This is a genomic window from Dermabacter sp., from assembly GCF_032550575.1.
GTDB classification, from domain to species: domain Bacteria; phylum Actinomycetota; class Actinomycetes; order Actinomycetales; family Dermabacteraceae; genus Dermabacter; species Dermabacter hominis.
The window spans coordinates 143,164-170,161 of the sequence record NZ_JAWFZC010000002.1 but is presented as its reverse complement, the minus strand read 5'-3'; the positions used below and the strand labels follow the sequence as shown (position 1 = coordinate 170,161).

Below are 26,998 nucleotides of genomic sequence, written 5' to 3'. Positions count from 1 at the left end.
GTATGGCATCACTAAATCCTCTTAATTGGCCTGTGCTGAGGCAGGCCAAGTCTCGCGATGTGCTGGGGCTCGGCCCCACCTCCCAGTCGCCCACCTATCAGAACCTCGAGGCGCGTACGACAACCGCCGACAAGGTCGTTGAGAGCGTGTGCCCCTACTGCGCCGTTGGCTGCGGCCAGCGCGTGTACGTCAAAGACAACAAGGTCATCCAGATCGAGGGCGACCCCAACTCGCCAATCTCGCGTGGCCGCCTGTGCCCGAAGGGTTCCGCGAGCGAGCAGCTCGTCAACGCTCCCGGGCGCGTGACCGACATCCTCTACCGCGCTCCAAAGTCGAAAGAGTGGGTCAAGCTTGATCGCGAGACCGCTATGTCGATGATTACCGAGCGCTACCTCGAGGCGCGCAAGAAGCACTGGCAAGATACCGACGAACACGGCCGCCCCGTGCGCCGCACGCTCGGTATCGCTTCGCTCGGTGGCGCGACCATCGATAACGAGGAAAACTACCTCATCAAGAAGCTGTTTACCGCCACGGGTGCTATTCAGATCGAGAACCAAGCCCGCATATGACACAGCGCCACGGTTCCCAGTTTGGGATCCTCGTTTGGGCGCGGCGGAGCCACGCAGCCGGTGCAGGACCTCGCGAATGCGGACTGCATCATCATCCAAGGCTCCAACATGGCCGAGTGTCACCCGGTCGCTTTCCAGTGGGTTATTGAAGCGAAGCTTCGCGGCGCACGTGTGATCCACGTCGACCCGCGCTTCTCGCGCACCTCGGCGCTTGCCGATAAGTACATTTCGACCCGCGCAGGCGGCGACATCGTTCTGCTCGGTGCTCTCATCAACCACGTCCTCGAGAACAACCTGTTCTTCGAGGAGTACGTGAAGCACTACACGAACGCTTCGACGCTCATCAGTGAGGACTATCAGGATCCCGAGGATCTCGATGGCTTCTTCTCGGGCTTCGATCCCGAGACTGGCGCGTACGACCCGTCGAGCTGGCAGTACGAAATGGACGAGGAGAAGAACCTCCCCGTTCGCGACGAAACCCTGCAGCACCCGCGTACCGTCTTCCAAATCCTCAAGCGCCACTTCAAGCGCTACACCCCCGAGGTTGTGGAGAAGGTTTGTGGCGTGAGCCAGGAAGACTTCGCGTACATCGCCGAGTCGATTGTGAAGAACTCGGGTCGCGACAAGACGACCGCGTTCTGCTACGCCGTGGGCTGGACCCAGCACACAGGCGGCGCGCAGTTCATCCGCACAGCCTCGATTCTCCAGCTGCTCATGGGCAACGTGGGCCGCCCCGGTTCGGGCATTCTCGCGCTTCGCGGGCACGCCAACATTCAGGGCGCGACCGACATCCCGGCCCTCTTCCACATCCTCCCCGGCTACCTTCCGATGCCGAAGGCTGGCGTGACGGACACGTGGGAGACCTACCTTGATTCGGTGGGCACAAAGAAGCAGAAGGGCTTCTGGGCGAAGTCGGAGGAATTCACCGCAAGCCTTCTCAAGGCGTGGTGGGGCGAGTCCGCGACTAAGGAGAACAACTTCCACTTCGACTACCTGCCGCGACTCACCGGTGCGCACGGTACCTACCAGACCCTGCAGCTCATGCTCCAGGACAAGGTGGACGGCTACTTCGTGCTCGGCCAGAACCCCGCGGTCGGGAGCTCGAACGGTCGCTTGCACCGCAAGGCGCTGAGCCACCTCAAGTGGCTTGTCGTTCGCGACTTCAACATGATCGAAACGGCCACGTTCTGGAAGAACGGTCCCGAGATCGAAACGGGCGAGTTGAAGACCGAAGACATCGACACCGAAGTGTTCTTCATGCCCGCCGCGAACCACACTGAGAAGGCCGGTTCGTTCACGCAAACGCAGCGCATGGTGCAGTGGCGCCACCAGGCGGTCACGCCGCCGGGCGATGCCGAAAGCGAGCTGCAGTTCTTCTTCGATCTCGGCAACCGTATTCGCGAAGCCCTCAAGGATTCGGACGATCCTCGCGATCGGCCCGTGCTTGACATGACGTGGGACTACCCGCTCGATGAACACGGCGAGGTCGATGCCGAAGCCGTGATCCGCGAGATCAACGGGTATTACACCGAGGGTGAGAACAAGGGCAAGCCCCTTGCGAAGTTCGTCGATATGAAGGCTGACGGTTCCACCGCCGGTGGCTGCTGGATCTACGCCGGTGTGTATGCCGACGGCATCAACCATGCGGCGGTGCGCGAGCCCGCCGATGGCCGCCCCTACACCGAAAGGGAATGGGGCTGGGTGTGGCCGGCCAACCGCAAGATCCTTTACAACCGCGCTTCCGCGGACCCCGAGGGCAAGCCTTGGAGCCCGGAGAAGGCATGGATCTGGTGGGACGAAGACCAGGAGAAGTGGGTCGGTCACGACGTCCCCGACTTCCCCGTGGGCCTCAACCCGAAGGCACGCCCCGATGCGACCGTGGGTGGCCCCGCGGCGCTTGCCGGCGATGACGCGTTCATCATGCAGCCCGACGGTAAGGGCTGGCTGTTCGCACCGAAGGGCATGATCGATGGCCCGATCCCGACTCACTACGAGCCCGTGGAATCGAAGCTGCCGAACATCATGTACCCGCAGCAGAACCAGCCGACTCGCGTGGTCATGCCTCGCGAAGAGAACCTCACCGCGCCCGGTTACGGTGAGCCTCTGCAAGAGGTGTACCCATACGTGTTCACGACGTACCGCCTCACCGAGCACCACACGGCGGGCGGCATGAGCCGCTGGCTTCCGTACCTCGCCGAGCTTCAGCCGGAGATGTTCGCGGAGGTCTCGCCGGAGCTCGCCGAAGAGGTGGGTGTGAAGAACGGTGAGTGGGCAACCCTCATCTCGCCGCGTGCCGCGATCGAAGCGCGAGTACTTGTGACGAAGCGTTTCAAGCCGCTCAACGTGAACGGCCACACCGTGCATCAGATTGGTTTGCCGTACCACTGGGGTGTGGGCGAAGACGCGATCATCACGGGTGACGGCGCGAACGACCTGCTCGGTATCACGATGGACCCGAACACCGGCATCCAGGATTCGAAGTACTCCTCGGTGGCGATGATTCCGGGTCGCAGGCCGCGTGGCCCCGAGCTCGTGGACCTCGTGGAGAAGTACCAGCGCGAGGCTGGTATCACCCTCGACACGGGCATGCAGCGCGTCACGGTTCCGGCGAAAGACGCGGGCATCGAAGAGACGAGCCCCGAGCAGGATGCGAAGGTCGCCGAAGAGACGACCCGCGGCTCGAACAGCCCGGGCTTCACGGGAATCGCCGCATCGAAGCCCGGCTCGAAGGAAGCTCAGCGCCGCGCCGACAAGGTCGACGAGGACACGGAAACCGGGTCCAACGGCCAAGACGGCGAGACCGGCCGCACGAGCATGGTTAATGACAACTCGCAAGCGTCCCACGATGAGAATGGAGGTGTGTGATGAGTCTTCTCAACACGACCGCTGACCCCATCTCCGTTTCGGGGTGGGAGCACACGCACGACCGTAAGGGGTTCTTCACCGACACGTCGATCTGCATTGGCTGCAAGGCCTGCGAGGTCGCGTGTAAGGAATGGAACCGCAATCCCCAAGACGGCAACTTCGAGCTGCTCGGCTCGTCGTTCGACAACACGGGCTCGCTCGGTGCGAACACCTGGCGTCACGTGGCCTTTATCGAGCAGTCCGAAAAGCGCATCGAGCAGGCCCGCGAGTCGGGTCGCCAGCTCGTGAACCTTGGCATGCCGAAGATCGGCAAGAAGCCGCCGAGTGAGCAGCAGCCAAAGCACACGGACGAATTCCGTTGGCTCATGGCGTCGGACGTGTGCAAGCACTGCACGCGCGCGGGCTGCCTCGATGCATGTCCCACGGGCGCGCTATTCCGCACGGAATTTGGCACCGTCGTTGTGCAGGCAGACGTCTGCAACGGCTGCGGTACGTGTGTGTACACGTGCCCGTTCGGTGTGATCGAGCGCCGCGACGACGGCACCGTGTCACCGAAGACCGACCGCGACGACCGCCCTCACCTCGAACAGGACATCCCGAATAAGGGCACGGCCAACAAGTGCACGCTGTGCTACGACCGCCTCAAAGACGGTCAGCAGCCCGCGTGTGCCCAAACCTGCCCCACGACGTCGATCAAGTTCGGTGATCGCGAAGACATGGTCGCGAAGGCCAAGGAACGCGTGAAGAAGCTCCATGAGGAGGGCATGACCGAAGCCCGCCTCTACGGCGCAAACTCGAACGACGGCGTGGGTGGTCTCGGCTCCGTCTTCCTTCTCCTCGACGAACCGGAGGTTTACGGTCTTCCGCCGGACCCGCGCGTGGGCACGATGGACCTGCCGAAGATGTATGGTCGCGCAGCCCTCGCAGCCGGTGCAATGATCGCAACGACCGCCCTCATGTTTGTGGGAGGTAAGAGGAAATGAGCCAGAACGAGTTCGATAGCTACCGCCCGCCGCAGCCGATGCGCCGCAAGCGTCGGCCTGAAGCAACCAAGTATGACGGCGCCCGTAAGCGCGGTCAGAACCGTATGGGCGAAGTCTCGATGGTCGAGGACGTCCAGTTCACGAGCTACTACGGTCGTCAGATCGTCAAGGCGCCGCCGTGGGAGTACCCGATCGGCGTGTACCTCTTCCTTGGTGGTGTCGCCGGTTCCTCGGGCCTCATCGCGCTTGCCGCGGGGGCGACCGGGCGTGAGACGCTGCGCCGTAACGCGCGCGTTGGCTCGATCGTCGCGCTCGGCATCGGCACCGTCAGCCTCATCGAGGACCTCGGTCGACCAGAGCGCTTCTTGAACATGATGCGCACGTTCAAGCCGACGAGCCCCATGAACCTCGGTACGTGGATCATTTCGGCGTACGGCGTGAACGCGGGTGTGACATTTGCGAATGAGTTTGACCGTATGACGGGGGAGAAGCTCCCCCTCGGTCCGCTTCGCAAGGTTGCGCGCGCTTTCGAGAAGCCTGCGGCGTGGGGCCAGGCGGCGACGGGTGCTCCGCTCGCGGTGTACACCGCGGTGCTGCTCGGTGACTCGGCGCTTCCCGCCTGGAATGGCGGAAAGTTCTCGCTTCCGTTCCTGTTTGCATCCTCGGCGACCCTGGCCGCTTCGGGCACGGCGATGCTGTCGACCCCGCTTGACGAGATCGGTCCCGTTCAGCGCCTCGCACTCGCGGGCGTTGCGGGCGATATGCTCTCACTGCGCGCGATGAAGAAGGAAATGCACCCACTCGAAGCCGAGCCGCTGGAAATCGGCGATGGTGGCAAGAAGATGCACATCGCCGAGAAGCTTCTCATCGCGGGCGCCGTCACGGGCCTGTTTGCGAAGAAGCATCGCGCGATTGCTATCGCCTCGGGCGCGTGCCTTGCCGCGGCAAGCGCGTTTACACGTTTCGGCATCCTCGACGCGGGCTTCCAGTCGGCGCGCGACCCCAAGTACACGGTGATCCCGCAGAAGGAACGCCTCGAGCGTCGCCGTAAGCACGGCATCGTGGACGATTCGATCGTGACGGGTCCCGAGACCGACTAGCGTCCTCTGGATTCCATAGAAGTTGTGGGGGTTATGGCCAAGTGCCATAGCCCCCACTTTTTCGTGAGCCGCATCGGCTTAGATCGAGTCGCGGCAGCTCAAACCCCCGTAACCCCTATGCAATTCACGGAAGATCGAGGGCGGACTCGTACACGGTGCGGGCCTTTCGCTCAGCTTCTTCCGACGGCGCCTAGCGGACCTGGACGCTGCCTGCGGGCGCGTCGTCGCTCGCGGCCACGATCTCACCGATGACCGGGTACCCGGGGATCTCTCCCACGACGAGAAGGCCGCCCGAGGTTTGCGCGTCGGCGAGGAACAGCAGATCCTCTTCCGTGATGCCCGCTCCTGCACGAAGTGAGGGGCGCACCCAGTCGAGGTTGCGTCGAGTGCCGCCGGAGATGAAGCCCCCCGCAAGCGCGTCGAGAGCATCGCCCATCGCCGGCACGGCCGCGCGCTCGAGAACGGCGCTCACGCCCGAGGCGCGCGCCATTTTGTGCAAATGGCCGAGCAGGCCGAATCCGGTCACGTCGGTTGCGGCCTTGGCGCCGGCTGCAAGTGCCTTCCGAGAGGCTTCGGCGTTGAGCGTCGTCATCCATTTCACGGCTTCGTCGATGCTCGAGCCGGTGGCCTTGTGGCGGTTGTTCAAAAGACCCACGCCGATCGGTTTCGTAAGCGTAAGCGGCAGGCCAACCTCGGCTGCATCGTTGCGCAGGAGGGCGTCGGGCTTCGCGATGCCCGTGACCGCCTGGCCGTACTTCGGTTCGGGGTCATCGACGCTGTGACCCCCGATCACGGGAACGCCAGCCTCGCGCCCTACGTCGAGGCCCCCGCGCAGCACCTCCGAAAGCATCTCCATGGGGAGTTTTTCGCGCGGCCATCCCACGAGGTTGATCGCGACAACCGGCTCGCCGCCCATCGCGTAAATATCTGAAAGGGCGTTCGCCGCAGCGATGCGGCCCCAGTCGTAAGGGTCATCGACGACGGGCGTGAAGAAATCCGCAGTCGACAGCACCGCGAGGTCGCCACGCACCTTAACCGCGGCGGCATCATCGCCGTCGTCGAGCCCCACGATCACCGAGTCGAATTTCTGACCGGTGAGTGCCTTCACGGCATCCTCGAGCTCGCCCGGTGGGATTTTGCACGCGCAACCGCCGCCATGCGCCATCGTGGTGAGGCGTGGGTAGTTGCTGAAGTCTGGTGTTTCTGTGGCCTGGGTATCGTCGTCGATGGTCATGCATTCCACTCTAGGCATTTTCACTGGTAAATTCGTGCTTGGAGGCGTACGTGTCCTGGTGGGCGCCCCGGTCTTCAAAACCGGTGATATCGAGTAGCTCGGTATGGCGGGTTCGATTCCCGTCCGCCTCCGCCAAGCTTTCGCGCCTCGCCTTTGTGGGCGGGGCGCGCGTGGCACGTGGAGTTTTGGTCCGACGCCTGCCACGCCACCGCGATCCCGAGTTTTGAGCGAAGGTGCCCCGCGACATGTCACGAACGGCGTCCCCGGTAGCAGGCGACGATCCACGACGGCGGATCCCACGGACCGATGCTTTACTCGCGCTCGATGAGGTCGAACGAGCGAAGCAACGCCTTGGGGAAGAGCGCGTACGCGATGTTGTGCGTGACATGCAGAGTCGTGCCCGGGCGGGGGCAATCGCGCCGGAAGAGGTCGAGGGCGCGGTGATCGCCGCGCTCGAGAGCGTGCACGCGTGCGCGTTCACGCCCGTGCTCAACGCAACGGGAGTCATCGTCCACACCAATCTTGGGCGTGCCCCTCTTTCACCTCAGGCGATCAACGCCTTGGAAGCCGCTGCGGGCTACGTTGATGTCGAGTTCGATCTGGCAACGGGCCTTCGCGGGAAGCGCGGCGTTTCGACGCGCGAGGCGCTCCTCAAGGCGTGCCCTGCAGCGCAGGACGCGCTTGCGGTCAACAATGGCGCTGCGGCGCTCTCGCTCATCGCGACGGCCCTCGCCGGTCCGGGATCGGGCAAGCGGCGCGAGATTGTCCTGAGCCGCGGTGAGATGATCGAGATCGGCGCGGGATTTCGCCTCACCGAGCTCATCGAGTCGACGGGCCCCGTGATCCACGAGGTCGGCACGACGAATCGCACGCATCTTGCCGACTACGAAAAGGCTCTCGGAGAAAACACGGCGGCGCTCCTCAAGATCCACGCGAGCAACTACGTCATCAAAGGCTTCACAAGCGCTGTTGGCATCGCTGAACTCGCCGATCTCGCGCACGCCCACGATCTCCCGCTCATCGTCGACATCGGTTCGGGGCTCTTTTCCCCGGAGCCGCTGCTACCGGACGAACCGACCCTCACCGAGGCCCTTGAACAAGGCGCTGATCTCGTCCTCGCGAGCGGCGATAAACTCGTGGGAGGCCCACAAGCGGGGCTCATCCTTGGAAAGAAAGAGTGGGTTGAGCGCGTGGCTCGCCACCCCCTCGCGCGGGCGATGCGCGCCGATAAACTCCTGCTCGCCGCGCTCGAGGCTACCGTCGGAGGACCCACGCCGCCCGTGCTTGAAGCGCTTCACACCGACCCCGACGCGCTCAAAGCCCGCACGGAAAGACTCGCGGACGTCGTTAGCGAACGTACGAACGAGCCGTGCGAGGTTGTGCCGCACGATGGCCGCGTGGGCGGAGGGGGCGGCGCCGAAGTCCCCATCCCCGGGTGGGCGCTCAGCGTTCCAGAGCGCCTCGCGACTGAGCTTCGCAGCCTCGAGCAGCCGGTCGTTGCGACAACGCGCGATGGCGTATGCCTCGTGGACCTGCGCTGCATTCCCGAATCGGAGGACGACTCCCTCGCGAGCGCGATTGCTGCGCTCCTCACGCGCTAGGAAGGATGCCATGCACGTCATCGCAACAGCCGGACACGTCGACCACGGCAAAAGCACACTGATCCGCGCGCTCACCGGCATTGAAACAGACCGCTGGGAAGAAGAGCAACGCCGCGGTCTCACCATCGACCTGGGCTTCGCGTGGTGTGCGCTTCCCTCCGGGCGAGAAGTGAGCTTCGTGGATGTTCCGGGTCACGAACGTTTCATCGGCAATATGCTCGCGGGACTCGGGCCCGTGCCCATTGTGCTCTTCGTCGTTGCCGCAGATGAGGGCTGGAGCGCGCAGTCGAGCGACCACCGCGACGCCGTCAAGGCCCTCGGTATTTCCCACGGCATCATCGTCGTGACGCGCTCCGATCGCGCCCCCGAACGCGTCACTACCGTGATTGCCGAAGCACGGCGCGAACTCGCCGACACAGGCCTTGCTGATGCACCGGCATGCGGTGTCTCGGGCATTACTGGTGAAGGCATCGACGAACTACGGCACGAGCTCGATGAACTCGTGGCAACCGTCGGAACACCCTCGCCGCACGACAACGTGCGACTGTGGATTGATCGGTCCTTCACGATCGACGGAGCAGGCACGGTCGTGACGGGAACCCTTGGGGCCGGGAGCGTGCGCGTGGACGATGAACTTGAGCTCGTGAGCACCCGCCACGGCGAGAGCGAGCCGCGAGAAGTGAGCGTGCGCGGCGTGCAGTCGCGAGGCACGCGCGAAGATGTGGTGGAACCCGTGAGCCGTGCCGCCCTCAACCTTCGCCAGATACCCGCGAGCGACATCCACCGAGGCGACGTGCTCCTCACACCCGGGGCCTTCCACCTCACACGCGTCGTGGACGTGCGCAGCGTGAGCGGCGACAGCCTCGAGGACGTGCCGCGCGAGACCACGATCCACGTGGGAAGCGCAGCCGTGACCGCGCGCGTGCGGCCCCTTGGTGCCGACCACGCCCGGCTCACCTTTGACCTGCCTCTCCCGCTCGTGATCGGGGATCGCCTGGTCATGCGCGGTACGGGGGAGAGAGCCGTGCTCGGCGGAGTGCGGGTGCTCGACGTCGACCCGCCAGAGTTGCGGAGGAGAGGGGCCGGGAGCGCCCGTGAAACCGAGCTCGAGCACATGAGCGAGCACGGCGACGCGAGGCGCGAGATCGAGCGGCGCGGGGCCATGCGCTCGAGCGATCTAAGAAAAATGGGCTTCGAGGTGGAGGGAGAGCTCGAGGGGATCGTGTCCGACGGCGGCTGGCTCGTGAGCGCACCATTCCTCGAGCACCGCGCGAAAGCACTCGCCGAACGCGTGGGCGCGGCCGCGAAGGTGAACCCGCTCCGCCCGGGGCTCTCCCGCAAAGAGGTGAGCGAAGCCCTCGAGCTTCCCGCCCTCGAGCTTTTGCCGATGATCGTGCGTCAAGCCGCGTGTGTCGAGCGCGACGGCCTCATCGTTGACCCCTCGGTACAGGTGGGCCTCGGCGAGGCCGAAGCGAGCGTTGCCGCGCTCGAGGCAAAGCTCAAGAAAGACCCGTTCAACGCCCCGGAGCTTGGCGAATTGGCTGCGCTCGGACTTAGCGCGAAAGAGCTGGCCGCTGCAGCGAAACAGGGGCGGCTCTTGAGAATTGGGCAGCCGTCGGACAACCTCGTTCTACTGCCCACCGCGCCCGCGCTGGCAATGCGCGAGCTCGCGGCCCTCCCGCAGCCGTTCACCACCTCGGAAGCGCGCCGCGCGCTCGGTACCACGCGACGCACCGTGATTCCGCTTCTCGAGCATCTCGACAAGAAGGGGTGGACGCGTCGCATCGATGCGGGTCACCGCGAAATCGTTCGTTAACGACGCTCTCCCCGCTTCCGAGACGAACTCGGGCGGGGAGAGCGGTGTGAGAAGGCGCAGTCTTAGACGAACTCGATGCGCGAATCCGCGTGACCGAGGATCACGACGGGCGTGATCGCCTTGTATCCCGCAGCTTCGATCGCCGAGCGGTCAAAGTCCACAAGAGGCTGGCCCGCGGTGACGCGATCGCCGTTCTTGACGTGCACGGTGAAGCCCTCACCGTTCATCTTCACGGTATCGAGGCCCACGTGGATGAGGACCTCGGCGCCGTCGTCGAGCGTGAGCGCCACGGCGTGCCCCGTCGGGAAAGCCTGCGATACCACGCCAGCGGCGGGAGCCACGACCTGGCTGCCGCTCGGGTCGATCGCGACGCCGCCACCGAGGAGCCGGTCGGCGAACGTTGAATCGGGAACATTCTCGAGCTGGACGATCGTTCCCTGAAGTGGCTGGCGCATGCGCACGAGCGCGTACTCGGTCTTTTCGGCGACGGCAGTGGCGGCAGGAGCGGCAGTGGAGCCCTCGGAGCCTCCGACGGTTGCCGCAGCAGCATTGCTCTCGACCTCAGCGCGCGCGGGAGGCTCGATCGAACCATCCATGAGGCCGTCCATCGCGTCCTTCACGAACTGGACGTTGAGTCCGTAGATCACCTGGTAGAGGTTGCCACCGGGCTTCATGACGCCGGTCGCGCCCGCGGCCTTGAGAGCCTGCTCGTCGGCGAGAGACACGTCGTTGAGGCTCAGGCGAAGGCGCGTAGCGCAGTTCTCGACCTCGTCGATGTTGCCCTTGCCACCGAGGGCCTCGATAAACCGGTCGGCGGTGAGGATGTACTTGTCGGCGCCGGTGGCCGTGGAATCGCTCGCCTCGTCATCATCTTCGTCTGCGCCGCGACCGGGGGTCTTGAGATTCCACTTGAGAATCACGAAACGGAACACGAGGAAGTAGACCACGAACCAGAACGCGCCCATCACGAAGATGGCCCACGGGTTCATCGCGAGCGGGTTGACCCACTGGAGGACCAGGTCGATGAAGCCACCTGAGAAGCCGAAGCCCGAGCGGACGGGAAGGGCGGCAGTGACGCCCATCGAGATCCCCATGAAGATCGCGTGGATCAGGTAAAGGCCCGGAGCGAGGAACATGAAGAGGAATTCGAGCGGTTCCGTGATGCCGACGAGGAACGCCGCGAACGCTGCACCGATCAGGATGCCGCCCGTGGCTTTCTTCTTCTCAGGCTTGGACGTCACATACATCGCGAGGGCAGCACCGGGAAGGCCCATCATCATGACGGGGAAGAACCCGGTCATGTACTGGCCGGTCACGCCGCGAGTGCCTTGGCCTGCGAGGAAGTTGTTGAGGTCATTCACGCCCGCGATATCGAACCAGAACACGGCGTTGAGAGCGTGGTGCAGGCCGAGCGGGATGAGCAGGCGGTTGAAGAAGCCGTAAAGCCCGGCTCCGACCGGGCCGAGCGTGAGCATCCACTCGCCAAAGGCCACGAGGCCACCGAAGACGAGCGGCCACACAAACATGAGCACGAGTGCGGCGACGAGAGAGAGGAGGGCCGAGATGATCGCAACCGAGCGCTTACCCGAGAAGAACGCGAGGAAGTCAGGAAGCTCCGTGTCCTTGAATTTTTCGAAGCTCCACGCTGCGATGAGGCCGCAGATGAGGGCCACAAAAACGTTATTGACCTTGCTGAATGCGGGGTCGACCTGCGCAACATCGCTCAGGCCCTGGAATTTCATGATCGTCTCTGGTTTGAGGAGACTGGTGACCGTGAGCCACGAGGTAAGGCCCGCGAGCGCTGCGACGCCGTCGGCCTTCTTCGGCATGCCGATCGCGACACCGATCGCGAATAGGAGCGGGATGTTATCGATCAGCGCGCCACCCGCTGCCGCGAGGAATGCTCCGATGATGTTGTTCGGGTCTCCGGTCGCGCCAGCGATCCAGTAGCCGAGGCCCGAGAAAATCGAGGCAACAGGGAGGACGGCGACCGGCAGCATGAGTGACCTGCCGAGCCGTTGGAAGAATTTCATCAAGACGTATCACTCCAAGGGGAAAGTGCGCATCCTTGCGCGGTAAACGCGGACGCGGTTACGCCCGGGGTAGAAACATACTACTGGGCCGGTGGGGTGCGAGGGCTAGCGGCGCCGCGCGCGTGTGAGGTCCATGTCCCACGAATAGTGCTCGGGAAGCTTCGGAAGACCCCAAGTTGGATTGGGGAAGAAATACTCGAAGCCGGCGTTGAAGGGATATCCCCACGCCTCAATGTCACGTTCGGCCTCGCGACCCCATGCCCGGATCTGTTCAGCCATTTCGGGGCTGAAGTAGCCGATCCGCTCGGCGCCCTCGAGTTCGTCCTCATCCTTGTAGTGGTAGTCGTGGCGGGGGAGCACGACGAGGTCGAGAACGAGATCGCGCGTGCGAACGCCTTCCTCGGTGCGCTCGAGCGGAGTCTCAAGATTGACGTAGTAGCAGCCAAGCGTGCCGTCGTCTTTATAGAACAGCCACACGGAATACGGCTTATCGGGCAGACCGATCATGAGGATGCCGTTGCCTGTCCACAGCTGTTTCGATTGGGTGCGGGGGGCGGTGAACATGCCTTCGTCGCCGGCGCGCCTGAGTGGCGCGCCCGATTCAAGAACGGGGAGGAGAACCTCCGTGCCCGGTGCGATCCACACGACAATCCCGCGGTCATCATCAATGACGACGGTTCCCGGTCGCACGGTGATGGTCTCGTGCGCGTGCGTGTAGTACGTCCAGGTCACGTGGTCCCCAGCGGACCAACGCTTCTGGGTATTCATGACTCTTCCGTGGCCCATAAGCCTCCCGGATGCTCCACGGCGGGCCGTTTTCGCGAAGTCATATGTGCCCCGGGAGGGGAACGAGTATGCCCCGAGCCTACCGGAGCGCGGGCGACTTACGCGAGTGCCGTCCTTCACGGTGCGTCAAAGAACGCCAGAAGCCGACGATGAGGTGGAGGGTGGTCTCAGCCTTGAAATGTGGAGCGTCCTTAGCGTGACCAGGCGCTCCACAGCTCGGCGTACCGTCCGTCGAGCGCCACGAGCTCGTCGTGGCTTCCCGATTCCACGACCTTGCCATCGTCCATGACAAAAATCCGGTCGGCTTCCCTCGCCTGAGAGAGGCGGTGCGCGACGATGACCGTCGTGCGCCCGCGCGCAACCTCGAGGGCCGCACGTTCGAGCACTCGCGCGCCTGAACTGCCTTCATCGGCCGTCGCCTCATCCATGATGAGGATCGCCGGGTCTTGGAGCACGATGCGTGCGAGCGCGAGCTGTTGGCCCTGTTCAGCAGAAAGTTTCGCGCCTTTCTCCCCGACCTCGGTATCGAGACCTTTGGGGAGGAGTCGTGCCCATTCCTCCGCGCTGACGCGCGCGAGGGCGTCCCACAGCTCGTCATCGCTTGCTTCGTCGATCGCAAGGCTCAGATCCTCACGGAGCGTTCCGTGGAACACGTGCACGTCCTGCGACACGATTGACGCGTGCGAGCGCACGGCTTCGAGGTTGGCGTGTGCGAGATCGGCGCCGCCGTGGAACACGCGACCCCAGCGCGGGGTGAGCGTTCCCGCAAGGATCGACGCGAGGGTCGATTTGCCCGCACCGGATGCTCCAACGAGTGCGACCGTCTCGCCTTCCGGAATCGTCAGGTCGATCGGCGCGAGCACAATGCGACCGTTATCGCTATAGGCGTGCGAGACGCCTTCGATTCGAATCGACCCATCCACGGGTGTTTCCTCTCCAGGCGAAGCGGCGGGGTCGATCGAGGTGATGACCCCCACCATGCGCGTAAGGCTCGCCGCGGCTGACTGAACGTCGTCAAGGGAGAAGATGAGCGACTGAAGGGGCCAAAAAAGCGTCACGATATAGATGCACGCTGAGGCCACGAGCCCCACCGGCATGAGCCCTGCCTGAACGGTCGCGTACCCGATGAGCAGCACAAGAATGACGGCGAGAGTTTCGGGGATCATCATGATCCACACGACTTGCACGATGAGGCGGAAGATCCTCAGCACGAGCGCGTAGGCGGCGGCGCTCAGCGAGCCAACGTGCCGCGTCTCGCGCTCTTCGATGCCGTAGGCGTGCACGGTCGGCGCACCATTGATCGCCGCGAGCAGTCCCTGTGCGCGGGCGCCTTTCGCGATGCGTTCGACGCGGTAGATGCGGTTCGTGCGCGGAAGGTAAAAGCGCAGTGCCCATACGTAAAAGGGAATGATCGCGACAACCAGAATGAGCAGCCACGGGCTGATCACGACGAGCGCGATGAACGTCACCGTGATCTGGAAGATCACCGTGACGAGCCACGGCACGATGTTGTTGACGGCCTTTGCGGTGACGTCGACGTCGTCGGCGACTCTCGAGAGTGCGTCGCCGATGCCCGCCTGCTCCATCGTTTGCGTGGGTAGATCGAGGGCGCGGTCGATGACGTCCTCGCGCATTCCCGCAAGGAGGCGCTGGCCGAGTCCCGAGATGAGGGCGCGTGAAAGAGCCGAGGCGAGCGCTTGTACGGCGCCCGCTGCGACGATCATCCCGGCGATGGTCCAGAGCGCCTGGGTAGTTCCTCCGGCCGTGACCACGTCTACCGCGCGCCCCATGAAGTACGGGCCGAGCGCACCTGCAAGCGCGGCCATGATGGTTGCCGCAAGCATTCCGAGGGCGAGAGGAGTGAAGTCGCGAAGCCGGCCGAGTACGAATCGGCCGGTCTCACCGAAGGATGCGATCGGGAGTAGCTCGGCGTGCCGTGAAAGCTGGCGCGCAACGTCGCCCTCGGCCTCCATCGACGCAATCAGGTCGCGTTCTGCCTCGCTCGCGCTATTTGCCGTACGAGTGGCGTTTTCGCTCATCGTTGCACCACCTTCCGGTATGCCTCGGCGTGCATGAGCTCGTGGTGGGGGCCTTCGGCGCTTACCTCGCCGCCTCGCACGAAGAGTACGCGGTCGGCCTGATCTAGAAGCGCCGGAGCCTTCGCGATGAGCACCGTGATGCGGTCCTCGACCTTGCGCGCCTCGCGCACCCCTTGGGCGATTTTGTATTCCGTCACGGCGTCGACCGCGGTCGTCGGGTCGTTGAGCACAAGCACGGGAACATCCGCCGCGAGTGCGCGTGCGAGAGCCAGGCGCTGGCGCTGGCCACCAGAGAGGTTCGCGCCGCGGTCAAGGATGCGCGTGTCGAGCCCCTCGGGCAGGATCCTCAAAAGATCATCTGCGCCTGCGGATTTGAGAGCCGCGTGCGCCCAGGTATCGGGATCGTTCGTTGTGTCGGGTGAAGCGTCTGGAGCGGGGCGCTTTGTGTCGAGTTGCTCGCGCAGCGTGCCATCGAAAAGGTCGACCGCGTGCGGCTCGATAAGGAGGCTTTCGCGCGGAATGTCGAGCGAAGAAAGTTCGATGAGGGCGAGGCGGGCGTCGGAAGCGGATTCGGGAACGAGTGCGACGATCTGAGAATCGCGCACGGTGCCGAGAAGAGGGGTGGAAATCTCCCCGAGGCCCGGAAGACGTGGGGGAGCAGTGGGCTCCGTGCGTGCCGAAAGGGCCTCGGGCGAGCCGGCCCTGACGAGAGAATTGAGCGCGGGCTCGGTGATGCTTCGCCCCATTTCGCTCAGGAGGTGGCGGATGCGGCGCGCCGAGGTCGAGAAGCTCGCCCACCACACGGGAACGCCCGCGAGCCCCGCCATCATGCCCGAAAGATTACGCACGAGACCCGCAATCGAGATGAACACGCCTACCGACATCGCGCCCTCGAGCGTGAGCGTACCCGAGGCGACGACGACCGCGGCAATCATGATCGAAGAGGTAAAGAGCATCAGGCCGTCGGAAAGGCCCGAGAAACGCGCGTTCGTGAGGGCAGCGTCGAGTGCGATGCGTGAGCGCGCCCGGTAAGTCGAGCGCGCGCGGGTTTGCACCCCCAGCCCCTGAAGTACGCGAAGGCCGTGCACGAGATCCGTTGCGGTCGAAGCGGCGTCGGCAGCGCGTGACTGCTGGTTGTCGTACTTTTCGGAGAGAATCGGCGTGACGACTCGCAAGATCACCACCTGCAGGGCGAGGCTCGCAAAAACGATGAGCCCCACGAGGGGATTCATGACCGTGAGCCACACACCTGCCCCCACGACGGCGATCGACGCGGGCACGGCCCACGTCATCATGTCGAAGACATCGGGAGCGCGATCAGCATCCGAGGTCGCGATTGAAAGGATTTCCCCTGCGGGGCGATCGATCTGTCGGGACGCGGGGTCGAGGGCAGCCGCGGTGACGGCGAGGCGCAGATTGTGCTGCTCGCGCGCTCGGATCTCCATGATCGGTTCGAAAAATCGCGCCCAGCACCAGTTGGAGAGAAGCAGGAGTCCTGCGAGACCCGCGGCACCGCCCGCGGTGAGCCAAAGATTGGCTTTAAAGATGCCGTGGTCGATCACGAGGCCGATCCCGATGGGGATGAACATGTTGATCGCTTCGCTCGCCATCGCGAGCACCATGAACCACGTGAGTGGGCGCGCATTGCGGCGCACCATTGCGCGCATCACCGAGCGCTCACGAAGTTCGGTTCGGCTGAGGTGGGCCTCCGAAGCATGGCGCTTGTCTCTTGTGCGAGCACGGGTATTTGTAGTGCTCATGGGCTTTTCGCTCATCCGTTAAAGTCAACGAAGAAACGCGAGGTTCCGCAACGGCTTCTCGGAAAACGGACGGTGGCGTCTGACACAATGGGCCGGTATTGATCCGCTACGAAAGGAGTACCGCGTGAGCACCACGAATCGCGAAGTCCTTCTCTACATCGACCCCACGTGCCCGTACGCGTGGGTGACGAGCCGCTGGCTGCTCAACGCCGTGAAGGAGCGGCCTGAGTTCACTCCACGCTTCTCGATCATGTCGCTGTATGTGCTCAACGAGGGCCGCGATCTCGACCCGAACTACCGCGCCCTCATTGACCAGACCCTGAGCCCCGCACACCTCTTCATGGCCGTGCAGCGTGAGCTCGGTCAGGAGGCCTTCTCGAAGCTCTACACCGCGTGGGGCGAGCGCTTCCACGTGCAGGACCGCAAGGATGACTACCTCGAGGTTGCACGCGAATCGCTCGAGGAAGCCGGAATCGATGCCTCGTACCTCGAGCATTGGGAGGGCCGCACCTACGAGGGTGAGCTGCGAGAGGAACAAGCGAAGGTGCAGAAGATGGTGGGCGACGACGTGGGGACGCCCGTGATCTCCTTCGGTTCCGGAACCGCGTACTTCGGCCCCGTGCTTACCCGTGCGCCTCGCGGCGAAGAGGCGGGCGCCTTGCTTGATGGTCTCGCAGCAATGTCGACCGTGCGCGGCTTCGCCGAGCTCAAGCGGGCCCGCACCGGCGGCCTCGACTTTTCCTGACGCCTCCTCAATTTCGATTCCAGAAGAAAGGGCTGCTCATGCGCCTCCACATCGCCACTGACCACGCCGGCTATGACCTCAAGAACCGGCTCATCTCCGTCTTCGAGAGTAAGGGACACGAGGTGATCGACCACGGCGCGTTCGAGGTGGATCCACTCGACGACTACCCGCCGTTTTGTTCGGACTGCGGTGAGGCGGTCGTCGCGGACCCCGGAAGCCTTGGAATCGTGATCGGTGGCTCCGGAAACGGGGAGCAGATCGCCGCGAACAAGGTTCAGGGCGTGCGTGCGGCACTCGTGTGGAATAAGGCGACAGCGAAGCTTGCGCGTGAACACAACGACGCGAACGTGATCGCGGTCGGTGCGCGCCAACACAGCGAGGAGGAGCTCATCGCCCTTATCGAGACGTTCGTGAACGAACCATTCTCCGGCGACGAGCGTCACGTGCGACGCATCGGCAAGATCGCCGAATACGAGAAGACTGGCACGTACCAGGAGCGCTAACGAAAGGGCGGTGAGCGATGCCCGAGGGGCATACGATTCACCGGCTCGCACGCGCGATGAACGCCGCATTCGGAAACACCCGGGTGCGGCTTTCGTCGCCGCAGGGCCGGTTTGAGGCGGGAGCCACGGAACTCGACGGCTGGGTCATGGCGCGAGCCGAGGCGGCGGGCAAGCACCTCTTCATGGGCTTCGCTCCGCACGAGGACACCGAACCGCTTCGGTTCATCCATATTCACTTGGGGTTGTACGGCTCGTGGACATTCGCGGGCAGTGAGCGCTTCCATCAAGTGCGCGCGATTGGTGCGCCCCGCAAGGGACTTGAGGTGACATCCGACGGCTCCTGGGCTTCGATTGTGCCCGGGGTCAACGTCAGGCTCCGCATTCGCGGAGCAGAGGGGCTTGCTGACCTGACCGGTCCCAACCAGTGCCGCGTGATCGACGAGGCCGAGCGGGAAGCGGTGCTCGAACGTCTCGGGCCTGACCCGCTGCGCTCGGACGCCGATCCGCGTGAGTTCGTGCGGCGCATCAAGAAATCACGCCAGAGCATCGGTCAGCTCCTCATGGACCAGCGCGTATGCGCGGGCATCGGCAACATCTACCGCGCCGAACTGCTGTTTCGCGCGCGGCTCGACCCTTACGTGCCCGGCAACGAACTTACGACACCGCTGATCGAGGCGCTGTGGGAGGATCTCGTGCCTCTCATGGCGTACGGCGAGCGGACGGGCCGCATCGTCACGACGCAGCCCGAGCATCGGAAGATTCACCGCGAGCTCAACGAACGCACGGTTCCCGTGTACCAAAACGGGGATGATGACCCCGCGAGTGTTCCTCGCGAGGAGTCGTTTTACGTGTATCACCGTCAGGGGTTCCCGTGCCGCCTGTGCGAGGCGAGCATTCGCGATGCCGACCTTGCCGGGCGCGCCCTGTACTGGTGTCCCCGCTGCCAAAGGCGCCGCGTTCGCAAGGCCGGGTGGACGGACCTGAACAGTGCAGCCGGCTGGGCGTACACTCCGGAGGGTGAATGAGATGACCCCACACCCCAAGTTTGATCTGCGCGTGCTCGCCGAAAGGCCCGACGGTTCCACCCTCAAGGCGTCGCACCTCAGCTTTATGGATCCCGAGATCGTGTACTCGATGTGCATACTCCGCCAGGACGTGTTCATCATCGAGCAGGGCGTCTCGAGCGAGCAAGAGCTCGACGGGCTCGACCGCGAGGATTCCACCATCACCGTGTGGTGGGAAAAAGACGGCGATGTGATCGGCACGATCCGCGTGTTCCCCGGTGAAGGATGCATGAGGATCGGTCGCCTCGCGTGCGCAAAGAGTGCCCGCCGTGGCGGCTATGGCGGCGCCCTCATGGCCGCGGCGATCAATCTGTGCAAGGAGCGCGAGAGCACCCAGAAGATCGTGATCCACGGACAGTCCTACCTCAAAGACTGGTACGAATCGCTCGGATACGTGACCGTGAGCGACGAGTTCTACGAAGCTGGGATCGCGCATTACACGATGGAGTACCACCACCCGTAAGTGTTTCGAGGAGGAGCGACGATGAACACGAGTGTGTCTGCCGCGCGCGCAGCCGGCGAGGAGAACGTCCAGCCACCAGCCACCCTTACGCTTCACCGGGCGAGCGCCGAGCCGTGGGCACTTGCGATCCACGGTGGTGCCGGCGGTCGCATTCTCGAGCTCGGTGAACAGGCCGATTACGAGAGCGGTTTGCGCGAGGCACACGCGGCCGGTGAAGCGGTACTGTCGGGCGGCGGAAGCGCCCTCGAGGCGTGCTGCGCTGCTGTGCAATCGCTCGAGGAGAACCCGCTGTTCAACGCGGGTCGTGGCGCGGCGCTCGCGAAAGATGGCCGTGCCGAACTCGACGCGTCGGTCATGGACGGGGCAAGCGGTCTCGCGGGGGCCGTTCTCGCGAGTCGGCATGCCAAGAGCCCGGTGCGTGCGGCGCGCGCCGTCATGGAACACACCGATCACGTCATGATCGTCGATCCGCCAGCGCAGCTCGTGGGTGAGTGGAGCCTCGAGGTCGCAAACCCCGAGTGGTTTGTGACCGAGCGGCGCCTCGCACAGCTGCGACGGCTGCTCGACAAGAGTGAGAGCGGCCCGAGGCACGGCACCGTCGGAGCCGTGGCCCTTGATGCGAACGGCCACCTCGCCGCCGCAACCTCGACCGGAGGAATCAGCGCGCAGGATGTCGGTCGGATCGGGGACACCCCCGTGATCGGGGCGGGCACGTACGCGCGCGATGGACTCGCGGCGCTGTCATGCACGGGGGAGGGCGAGGCCTTCCTCCGCGGAGTTGTGGCCTACGACGTTGCTGCACGCATGAGGTATGCGGGCTGCGACCTTCCCTCCGCCGTTGCGGCCACCATCGAGGAGACACTCACCGAAAAGGGCTCGAGCGGAGGCCTCATCGCAGTGGTGCCCACCGGGGAAATGGTCATCGCTCATAACTCGCCCATGATGTTTTCGGCGTACCGCGACGGGGCCGAGGTGCGCGTCCACCTCTAGTGAACAATCGCGCCTTCGTCGCACGCTCTAAACGGCGAGGGTGCAGAAAACGACGCGATGCGCCCGTTTTCTGCACCCTCATCCAGATGCATAGATGCTCCGGTCAGCGTGCGCGAGTTGGCTTCGAGGGATCAGACTCGTTCCACAGACGATCGAGCGCCGTCACGACGATCCAGTCACCGCCCGCGACCCCCTCAACGTGAACGCTCTGGCGCACGACCTGCTCATCGGCGCGCACACACGCGAGAAGGTTGCGGCCATCTGCGAGTTCGGCGGGATTGAATCGCGCACCCGAGACCCGGTAGATCGCGAAACTCGTCGCCTCAGAATGAGGGTGGCGATTGAACTCGACCACGGCGTTGCCGCGCGAGCAGCGCACCTTGAGGCCGTTCGGCGTGCGCGGCGCGGCACCTCCCATGTGAGCGATGACAGGCACGATCGCGGGATGTGCGTAGTGGCGGCGAACAACCTCGCCCATCGCACCGTCTCGCTCATCACGTACTGACTTCGCCGAGAAGTACACATCGCCCTCGACACGTGGGTAGTCGCGATTGAAGTCGAGGTGGCGTGCCATCTCTTCCGGATCCTCGATTGCGCCCGAGGCCTGCTTGTACATCGCTTGGCCAATGTAGAGTGCGACGTCTGTGCCCTCGACGACATCGTTCCACCAGGGAACGAGTGCCGCGTAGTCGGCGACCTCGAGCCCGATCGGCCAGTAGATCTGCGGATTGATGTAGTCGACGAGGCCATCCTTGACCCACGCGCGCGAATCCGCGCAAATGATCTCGTAGCTCTCCGACCCGCTCGTAGCAGAACCGGCGGGATCGCTCGTGTTCTTGCGCCAAATGCCGAACGGACTGATCCCGAACTTCACCCACGGCTTGCACGAGCGGATCCTCTCCCGCATCTCGCGGATAAAGATCGTGATGTTCTCGCGACGCCAATCATCAAGCGACGACGTGCCATCTGAGTAGCGCTCATAGGTCGCCTGGTCCGGGTAGTCCTTGCCTTCAACCTTGTACGGATAGAAGTAGTCGTCGAAGTGGACCGCATCGATGTCGTAATGCTCGACCGAATGCATGATCGCGCGCAGCGAGTGCTCTCGAACCTCAGGGATACCCGGATCGAAATAGGTCTTCGTGCCGTACGCCCATGCCCACCCCTCGTTGACGAGTGCGGGGTGGTCGGGGACAAGGTGATCGACGGATTCGGTCATCGACACCCGGAACGGGTTGTACCACGCGTGGAACTCAAGGTTGCGCTTGTGGGCCTCCTCGATCTGGAATGCGAGGGGGTCAAACCCCGGATCCTTCCCCTGCTCGCCCGTGAGGAAATGCGACCACGGTTCATACGGCGAGGGCCAGAAGGCATCGGCAGCAGGGCGGATCTGAGAAATCACCGCGTTGAGGTTGAGCTCCTTCGCCAGATCAAGCCACGCGATAAATTCCGCTTTGGATTCCTCGACACTGAGGCCGGTGCGGCTCGGGTAGTCAATATTGTCGGTGGAGGCGATCCACATCGCGCGAAACTCGCGTGTGCGTGGGGCCACTGCTGCGTCGGAGGCGCTCGGCCCCTGCGGTGAAGGCGACGCGACGGCCGGGACCGCACCGATCGCGGCGACGAAGGCGCCCGCGCTGGCGGCGCCGGAAAGCGTGACGAATGAACGACGTGAAAGGTTAGTCATAGGGGTCTCCTCGTTGAGAATCTCGTGAGCATGACGAAAAACGACTTAGTGTCCCCGTCAAGGGCCCCGTCCCTGACGATGCAGAGGTGTTGCACCCTGGACGGAGGGCCTGGAACGTCGGTGGAGTAGGTTACCGCCTCCTTGCCGAGACCGCGGAATACGTGCGCGCGAGCGCCTCGTGAGCCTCGTCCATGCGCATTTGCGCAATGGCGACAAAGAGGAAATCTACGACGGTAAGCTGCGCAATCCTTGAAGCCGTCGCTCCCGAGCGCAGCTCCGACTCGTGGGCGTGAGTCAGCAGCGTGATATCGGCAAGGCGGGCGATCTCACTCGACGGTGCATTCGTAATCGCGATCGTGGCTGCGCCCGCATCCTGCGCAATCGCGAGCGAATCAAGAATGTCGAGCGTTTCGCCGGAGTGCGAAATACCGACCGCGACATCACCGTCGCCCATGAGCGACGCCGCAGGCAAGGCCTGGTGCGCATCCACGTAGCTCGTGGCGCGCATACCGATGCGAGCGAGTTTTTGTTCGAGGTCCATCGCCGCAAACGCGGAGGCCCCCACGCCGAACGTGACTACCTGGCGGGCCCTCGTGCACAACGTCCGCGCACGCTCGAGTTCGCTGATGCTCACGGCATCGGCGGTATCGGCAACCGCGCGCGAATCGGCAAACGCCACCTTCTTGACGACCGCTTCGAGAGAGTCCTGCGGATCGATGTCGGCGGCAAGCGCGCTCGCGGCACGCTCATCGCCTCCCGCGATGGTTGTCGCGCGCCCGCGCGAAAACGCCAGGTCTTCACGGAACGCGGCCCTCAACTCCCTAAAGCCGCTGAAGCCGAGGCTCGTGGCGAGCCGCACGATGCTCGCGGGCGACGTGCGAGAGGCCGCGGCGATCTCGGCAATGGGCCGAGCGAGGGCCTCGTCGGGGTGATCCAAGAGGTAGCGGCTCGCGCGCGCGAGGGTGCGCGACTCGCTCTTGGCGGCATCCTCGAGAGCATCGAGGACACGTGCCGGTGGGCGCTGGAAGTCTTCGGCGGTCATGGTGGGGTGCCTATCGTTCCTCGGCGACCGTCGGAGAGCCCACGCGGGCGCGCAAGGCTTCGCTTGCCGAACGAATCCCCGAGGCATCCCCCGGGCGTGTGGCAGAAGGCGGGAACTGCGCGAGCACCTCGAGGGCCTCCGGAGCGTGCTCAAGCGGAGCTCCAGCGAGGAGGAGCACGAGGGCAGCGCGCAGGTTGTTCTCGGTCGCGCCAAGTGCCGCGCGCGCGTCGTCTTCACTCGCACCCGTTGCTTCGCGCACGATGCGCACCGTGCGCGCCACGAGCTTCTCATTCGTCGCGCGAACATCGATCATGAGGTTCTCGAAGGTCTTGCCGAGACGCACCATCACCGACGTCGACAGGGCGTTGAGGAGCACCTTTTGCGCGGTCGCAGCCTTCATGCGGGTCGACCCCGTGACAACCTCGGGGCCAGTGTTCACGAGAAGCGGCACATCGGCAAGCGCCGCGAGCGGCGCATTCGGGTTCGCGCTCACGAGCGCTGTCGCGAGCCCGCGCTCGCGGGCCGCCGCAAGGGCGCCTTTCACGTACGGGGTGCGGCCGCTCGCGGCAAGGCCCACGATAACGTCGTGCTCACCCGCGTGGTCCGCAATGACACTCGCGCCGAGTTCTTCGCTGTCTTCGGCGCCCTCGACAGCTTTCATCATCGCGCCATCTCCGCCCGCGAGATGCGCGACGAACATGTCGGAGTCAGCGTTATAGGTGGGCAGAAGTTCGACTGCGTCGAGAACCCCGAGCCTGCCCGAGGTGCCCGCGCCAACGTAGTGCACGCGGCCCCCGTTCGTGAGAGCGTCCACGCACAGGTCGGTCAAGCGCGCGATCTCGTGGGTCAGTGCTTGCACGGCCGCGACGACCGTGGCATCTTCCGCGAGGATGCGCGAGACAACTTGCTCGGATGCGAGCGTATCGATGTCGCGCGAGCGGGGATTGCGCTCTTCTGTAGGCGAGTGCACCTGGACGAGCGGAGTGAGCGGGCCTTGTGAATCAGTCACGGGAATCCTCCACGAGAAGTTGGCGGGGTGCGGTTGTCGAAAGCGGGACGGTGCGCAGCGCGTGCGGCGGGGTGAGCTGACCGAGGACAGCGGGCTCTGTCGCGCCGGTGGCATCGATCAGAGCACCGGGCAGGCCGTGCGCAGAGTAGTAGCCGATGAGGGCCATGAGGAACGCCTCTTTGATGTCGGGGTCGAGGCCGCCAAGCGGCCCCGTAGTCACCGTACATCCGGGTAGGAGGGCTTCGATGCGGGCCATGAGGGTCGGGTTGTGGGCGCCGCCGCCGGTCACGTGAAGGCGCGTGCGAGGCTCGTGCCCCACTTCGGCCTTGAGCGCATCGGCGAGTGTACGGGCAGTGAGTTCCGTGAGCGTCGCGAGCAGGTTTTCCGTGCTAAGCACGTCCAGGTCGATGCCCGCTTCGCGTGCGCGAGCATCGAGCCACGCCGGCGAAAAATACTCCCTGCCCGTGGACTTCGGAAAGGGAAGCGCGAAGTAAGGGTCGGCGAGCAGCGATGAAAGAAGAGTGTCGTGCACGCGTCCGGCGGCGGCTCGGGCGCCATCCGTATCGCACGCCGTTCCCGTGCGAAGGGCGGCGGCCGCGTCAATGAGCCCGTTACCGGGGCCCGTGTCGCCCGCGCGCACGAGCGGGGGAGCGGTTGGTCCGACGGCTGCCGGGGTGCACAGCGTCGTATTGGCTATCCCACCGATGTTCACCGCGCATCCGCCGTCGGGGCCGAGCAGGAGTTGGTCGAGGAGAGGGGCGAGTGGCGCGCCGGTCCCGTCACGGGCGATGTCGGCGCTGCGCACGGTGCTCAGCGCCGCAATCCCGGTTGCAGCGTGGATACGGGAGGCATCCCCAATGGCGAGGGTCGCGAGGGTGCGCCCGCCCTCGACGTTGTGAAAGAGCGTTTGTCCGGGCGAGACGACAAGATCGAGTGGTGCGTCGGATCCGCGTTCGCGGGCATCGTCGCGCACGCTTGTAACGACGCCAGCGAGGAACTCGCCAACGTGCGCATCGAGCAGTGTGAGCTCTGCGAGCGAGGGAACACTCGCACTGGTCACGGCCTCGAGGACGCGGCCGCGAAGGGCTTCGGGCCACGGGTGCTCACCCGAGCTCTTCACACGTGCGTGAAGCACGTCGCCGTCGCGGGAGAAATCGACGAGGGCGAAATCCGCCGAATCAACCGACGTGCCCGTCATGAGACCGAGGATCCTCATCGCGCGACCTCTCTCAGAGCGAGATCGGCTGCGGCGTTCATGACGCCCCGACTCGCACCATAGGTGAGAAGAACGGCTGCGGGCGATGAGAGCGTGTGGGGGAGCGGTGCCGTTTCCGGAACACCCGTGTGAAGGACGATCAGGCGCGAGCCCAACTCGTGTGCATTCGCGGCGGCCTGATCGAGACGAGCCGTTTCCGCGTCACTCGCCGAGCCAAGCCGCGTGAGCACGAACGTCACCTGCGGGCTTTCGTAGCCCGGCGGCGGGTCTGCGGGCAGAAGACGAATATCTCGATGCTCGAGTACCGGCGCGAGGAAGGTGCGCCCTTTACCCGCCGCGTAATCGTGCGCGAAACGCGCATCGACGATGGCTGCGGTCGAAACGTGGCCCGCGACAGGCGACGACTCGAGTGCCCACCGCACCGCACGTCGAGAGGCACGCTCGCCAACTGCCTCGAGATGAGCCTCCGCACTCTCGAGTGCCTCCGCGGTGCACGCAGACGCGCTCGCGCGGCCCGCGAATGTCGTGCGCACGCGCTCGGCGCGCGAGCGCAGCTCACCGCGATCGAGCCGCCCCGAACGAATAGCCTCAGCGATCGCGTCGTGGGCCTCGACAAGCATGTTCTCGCCATCGCGCCGGATCGACGTCCCAAGACACAGCAGGTGCGCGCCTGCCTCAAGCGCCCGCACGGTTGCCTCCGCGTAGCCCACCGATTCGGTGATCGCCCCCATGTCGAGAGCATCGGTCACGAGGAGTGCATCGGGGTTGATCTGCGCAGCAAGAGCATACGACCACGGGGCAATCGTCGCGGGCCCATCACCGAGCGACGGCACACACATGTGGCCCGTCATGAGGGCATCGGGCGCGCTGCCGAGCTCGCGGAAGGCCGCGACGTGCTGGGCGAGGGCGTCCTCGAGCGACAGGGCGACCGTCGGAACCCCCAGGTGCGAATCAACCGCAGTGTCTCCGTGCCCGGGAAAATGCTTCGCACAGCTCAGCACCCCCGCGTGCGAAAGCCCCTCGCATACCGCCCGCGCATGCCGCGCGACCGGCCCCGGCGACGTGCCGAAACTGCGGGCACCGATCACGGGATTGGAAGGATTCGTGTTGACGTCTGCGACGGGGGCGAAGTTCATGCGTACGCCAATCGCGGCGAGAACCCGCCCGATGGCCTCGCCGTATTCGCGTGAAAGCTCGGGATCATCGATGTCCCCGAAACCACGGGCTGCTGGAAACGCGCCGCCGCGCGCCGCATAGAGCCGAGTGACGTCGCCGCCCTCCTCGTCGATCGTGACGATCGGCTCTGTGCAACTCGCCTCACGCACCTGGGCGATAAGCCTTTGGGCCTCGCGCGTATTCGGCGTGTTGTACCCGAACAGGCACACACCGCCGAGTCCGGCCTCGAGCGCCTGCGCGAGCCATTCAGGGACGTCCGTGCCGGGAAAAGACGCGAGAAGCGGGGCGAGAGCATCGGCATCAAAACGAGACTGAGACAT

At 64.6% G+C, this 26,998-nt stretch carries 19 protein-coding genes, 1 tRNA gene and 1 pseudogene; 11 read left to right on the top strand and 10 right to left on the bottom strand.

Annotated elements, in window-relative coordinates:
- Nucleotides 1–2: 2 nt before the first annotated feature.
- The 3 genes and pseudogenes from fdnG to nrfD form a co-directional block, all read left to right on the top strand.
- Nucleotides 3–3,185: pseudogene (gene fdnG, locus E6X30_RS03950) on the top strand (formate dehydrogenase-N subunit alpha); the annotation flags it as partial.
- Between the two features lie 248 nt (nucleotides 3,186–3,433).
- Nucleotides 3,434–4,417 (top strand): 4Fe-4S dicluster domain-containing protein, encoded by a 984-nt coding sequence (locus tag E6X30_RS03945; RefSeq protein WP_070435283.1) that lies wholly within the window; start codon nucleotides 3,434–3,436, stop codon nucleotides 4,415–4,417.
- Nucleotides 4,414–5,517 (top strand): NrfD/PsrC family molybdoenzyme membrane anchor subunit, encoded by a 1,104-nt coding sequence (gene nrfD / locus E6X30_RS03940; protein WP_070435284.1) that lies wholly within the window; start codon nucleotides 4,414–4,416, stop codon nucleotides 5,515–5,517. Before E6X30_RS03945 ends, nrfD begins: the two co-directional genes overlap by 4 nt.
- A 190-nt stretch (nucleotides 5,518–5,707) precedes the next feature.
- Here the strand turns inward: nrfD and selD are convergent, their stop codons facing one another.
- On the bottom strand, nucleotides 5,708–6,751 hold the full coding sequence (gene selD / locus E6X30_RS03935) for a selenide, water dikinase SelD (protein WP_070459848.1): 1,044 nt from the start codon (nucleotides 6,749–6,751) through the stop codon (nucleotides 5,708–5,710).
- Between the two features lie 40 nt (nucleotides 6,752–6,791).
- Here selD and E6X30_RS03930 point away from each other — a divergent pair.
- The 3 genes from E6X30_RS03930 (at nucleotide 6,792) to selB (ending at nucleotide 10,168) form a co-directional block, all read left to right on the top strand.
- Nucleotides 6,792–6,886: transfer RNA gene (locus E6X30_RS03930), tRNA-Sec, on the top strand.
- A 110-nt stretch (nucleotides 6,887–6,996) separates the two neighbouring features.
- Nucleotides 6,997–8,352, top strand: a complete 1,356-nt coding sequence (selA, locus tag E6X30_RS03925; RefSeq protein ID WP_096883122.1) for an L-seryl-tRNA(Sec) selenium transferase — start codon at nucleotides 6,997–6,999, stop codon at nucleotides 8,350–8,352.
- Nucleotides 8,353–8,362: 10 nt separating this feature from the next.
- Nucleotides 8,363–10,168 (top strand): selenocysteine-specific translation elongation factor, encoded by a 1,806-nt coding sequence (selB, locus tag E6X30_RS03920; RefSeq protein ID WP_316335765.1) that lies wholly within the window; start codon nucleotides 8,363–8,365, stop codon nucleotides 10,166–10,168.
- Between the two features lie 62 nt (nucleotides 10,169–10,230).
- On the opposite strand, the gene nagE is transcribed toward selB, so the two are convergent.
- From nagE to E6X30_RS03900, 4 genes are all read right to left on the bottom strand, one after another.
- Nucleotides 10,231–12,201: an N-acetylglucosamine-specific PTS transporter subunit IIBC gene (nagE, locus tag E6X30_RS03915; RefSeq protein ID WP_316335764.1), complete on the bottom strand. Its 1,971-nt coding sequence runs from the start codon at nucleotides 12,199–12,201 to the stop codon at nucleotides 10,231–10,233.
- Between the two features lie 105 nt (nucleotides 12,202–12,306).
- Nucleotides 12,307–12,969: a DUF402 domain-containing protein gene (locus E6X30_RS03910; RefSeq protein ID WP_040386509.1), complete on the bottom strand. Its 663-nt coding sequence runs from the start codon at nucleotides 12,967–12,969 to the stop codon at nucleotides 12,307–12,309.
- A 209-nt stretch (nucleotides 12,970–13,178) separates the two neighbouring features.
- Nucleotides 13,179–15,026: an ABC transporter ATP-binding protein gene (locus E6X30_RS03905; RefSeq protein ID WP_016664239.1), complete on the bottom strand. Its 1,848-nt coding sequence runs from the start codon at nucleotides 15,024–15,026 to the stop codon at nucleotides 13,179–13,181.
- Entirely contained in the window at nucleotides 15,023–16,786 is a 1,764-nt protein-coding gene (locus E6X30_RS03900; RefSeq protein ID WP_172620175.1) for an ABC transporter ATP-binding protein, read from the bottom strand. Before E6X30_RS03900 ends, E6X30_RS03905 begins: the two co-directional genes overlap by 4 nt.
- A 124-nt stretch (nucleotides 16,787–16,910) precedes the next feature.
- On the opposite strand from E6X30_RS03900, the gene E6X30_RS03895 reads away from it, so the two are divergent.
- From E6X30_RS03895 to E6X30_RS03875, 5 genes are read left to right on the top strand one after another with little or no spacing between them, the layout of a single operon-like run.
- Nucleotides 16,911–17,531, top strand: coding sequence for a hypothetical protein (locus E6X30_RS03895; protein ID WP_016664241.1), 621 nt, complete (start codon nucleotides 16,911–16,913; stop codon nucleotides 17,529–17,531).
- 38 nt (nucleotides 17,532–17,569) lie between these two features.
- Nucleotides 17,570–18,034, top strand: a complete 465-nt coding sequence (locus E6X30_RS03890; RefSeq protein WP_016664242.1) for a ribose-5-phosphate isomerase — start codon at nucleotides 17,570–17,572, stop codon at nucleotides 18,032–18,034.
- Between the two features lie 17 nt (nucleotides 18,035–18,051).
- Nucleotides 18,052–19,059: an Fpg/Nei family DNA glycosylase gene (locus E6X30_RS03885; RefSeq protein WP_016664243.1), complete on the top strand. Its 1,008-nt coding sequence runs from the start codon at nucleotides 18,052–18,054 to the stop codon at nucleotides 19,057–19,059.
- 1 nt (nucleotide 19,060) lies between these two features.
- Nucleotides 19,061–19,561: a GNAT family N-acetyltransferase gene (locus tag E6X30_RS03880; RefSeq protein ID WP_083286347.1), complete on the top strand. Its 501-nt coding sequence runs from the start codon at nucleotides 19,061–19,063 to the stop codon at nucleotides 19,559–19,561.
- A 21-nt stretch (nucleotides 19,562–19,582) separates the two neighbouring features.
- Entirely contained in the window at nucleotides 19,583–20,551 is a 969-nt protein-coding gene (locus E6X30_RS03875) for an isoaspartyl peptidase/L-asparaginase family protein (RefSeq protein WP_016664245.1), read from the top strand.
- A 103-nt stretch (nucleotides 20,552–20,654) separates the two neighbouring features.
- Here E6X30_RS03875 and E6X30_RS03870 read toward each other — a convergent pair whose 3' ends face one another.
- The 5 genes from E6X30_RS03870 to E6X30_RS03850 form a co-directional block, all read right to left on the bottom strand.
- Nucleotides 20,655–22,235 (bottom strand): family 10 glycosylhydrolase, encoded by a 1,581-nt coding sequence (locus tag E6X30_RS03870; protein ID WP_316335763.1) that lies wholly within the window; start codon nucleotides 22,233–22,235, stop codon nucleotides 20,655–20,657.
- A 130-nt stretch (nucleotides 22,236–22,365) separates the two neighbouring features.
- The gene (locus tag E6X30_RS03865; RefSeq protein WP_016664247.1) at nucleotides 22,366–23,277 is read right to left on the bottom strand and encodes a MurR/RpiR family transcriptional regulator; all 912 of its coding nucleotides are present in this window, start codon (nucleotides 23,275–23,277) and stop codon (nucleotides 22,366–22,368) included.
- Nucleotides 23,278–23,287: 10 nt separating this feature from the next.
- On the bottom strand, nucleotides 23,288–24,286 hold the full coding sequence (murQ, locus tag E6X30_RS03860) for an N-acetylmuramic acid 6-phosphate etherase (protein ID WP_016664248.1): 999 nt from the start codon (nucleotides 24,284–24,286) through the stop codon (nucleotides 23,288–23,290).
- A complete protein-coding gene (locus tag E6X30_RS03855; RefSeq protein WP_016664249.1) occupies nucleotides 24,279–25,502 on the bottom strand; it encodes an anhydro-N-acetylmuramic acid kinase in 1,224 nt (407 codons plus the stop codon). The genes murQ and E6X30_RS03855 overlap by 8 nt, the downstream gene beginning before the upstream one ends.
- Nucleotides 25,499–26,998 (bottom strand): glycoside hydrolase family 3 N-terminal domain-containing protein, encoded by a 1,500-nt coding sequence (locus tag E6X30_RS03850; RefSeq protein WP_016664250.1) that lies wholly within the window; start codon nucleotides 26,996–26,998, stop codon nucleotides 25,499–25,501. Before E6X30_RS03850 ends, E6X30_RS03855 begins: the two co-directional genes overlap by 4 nt.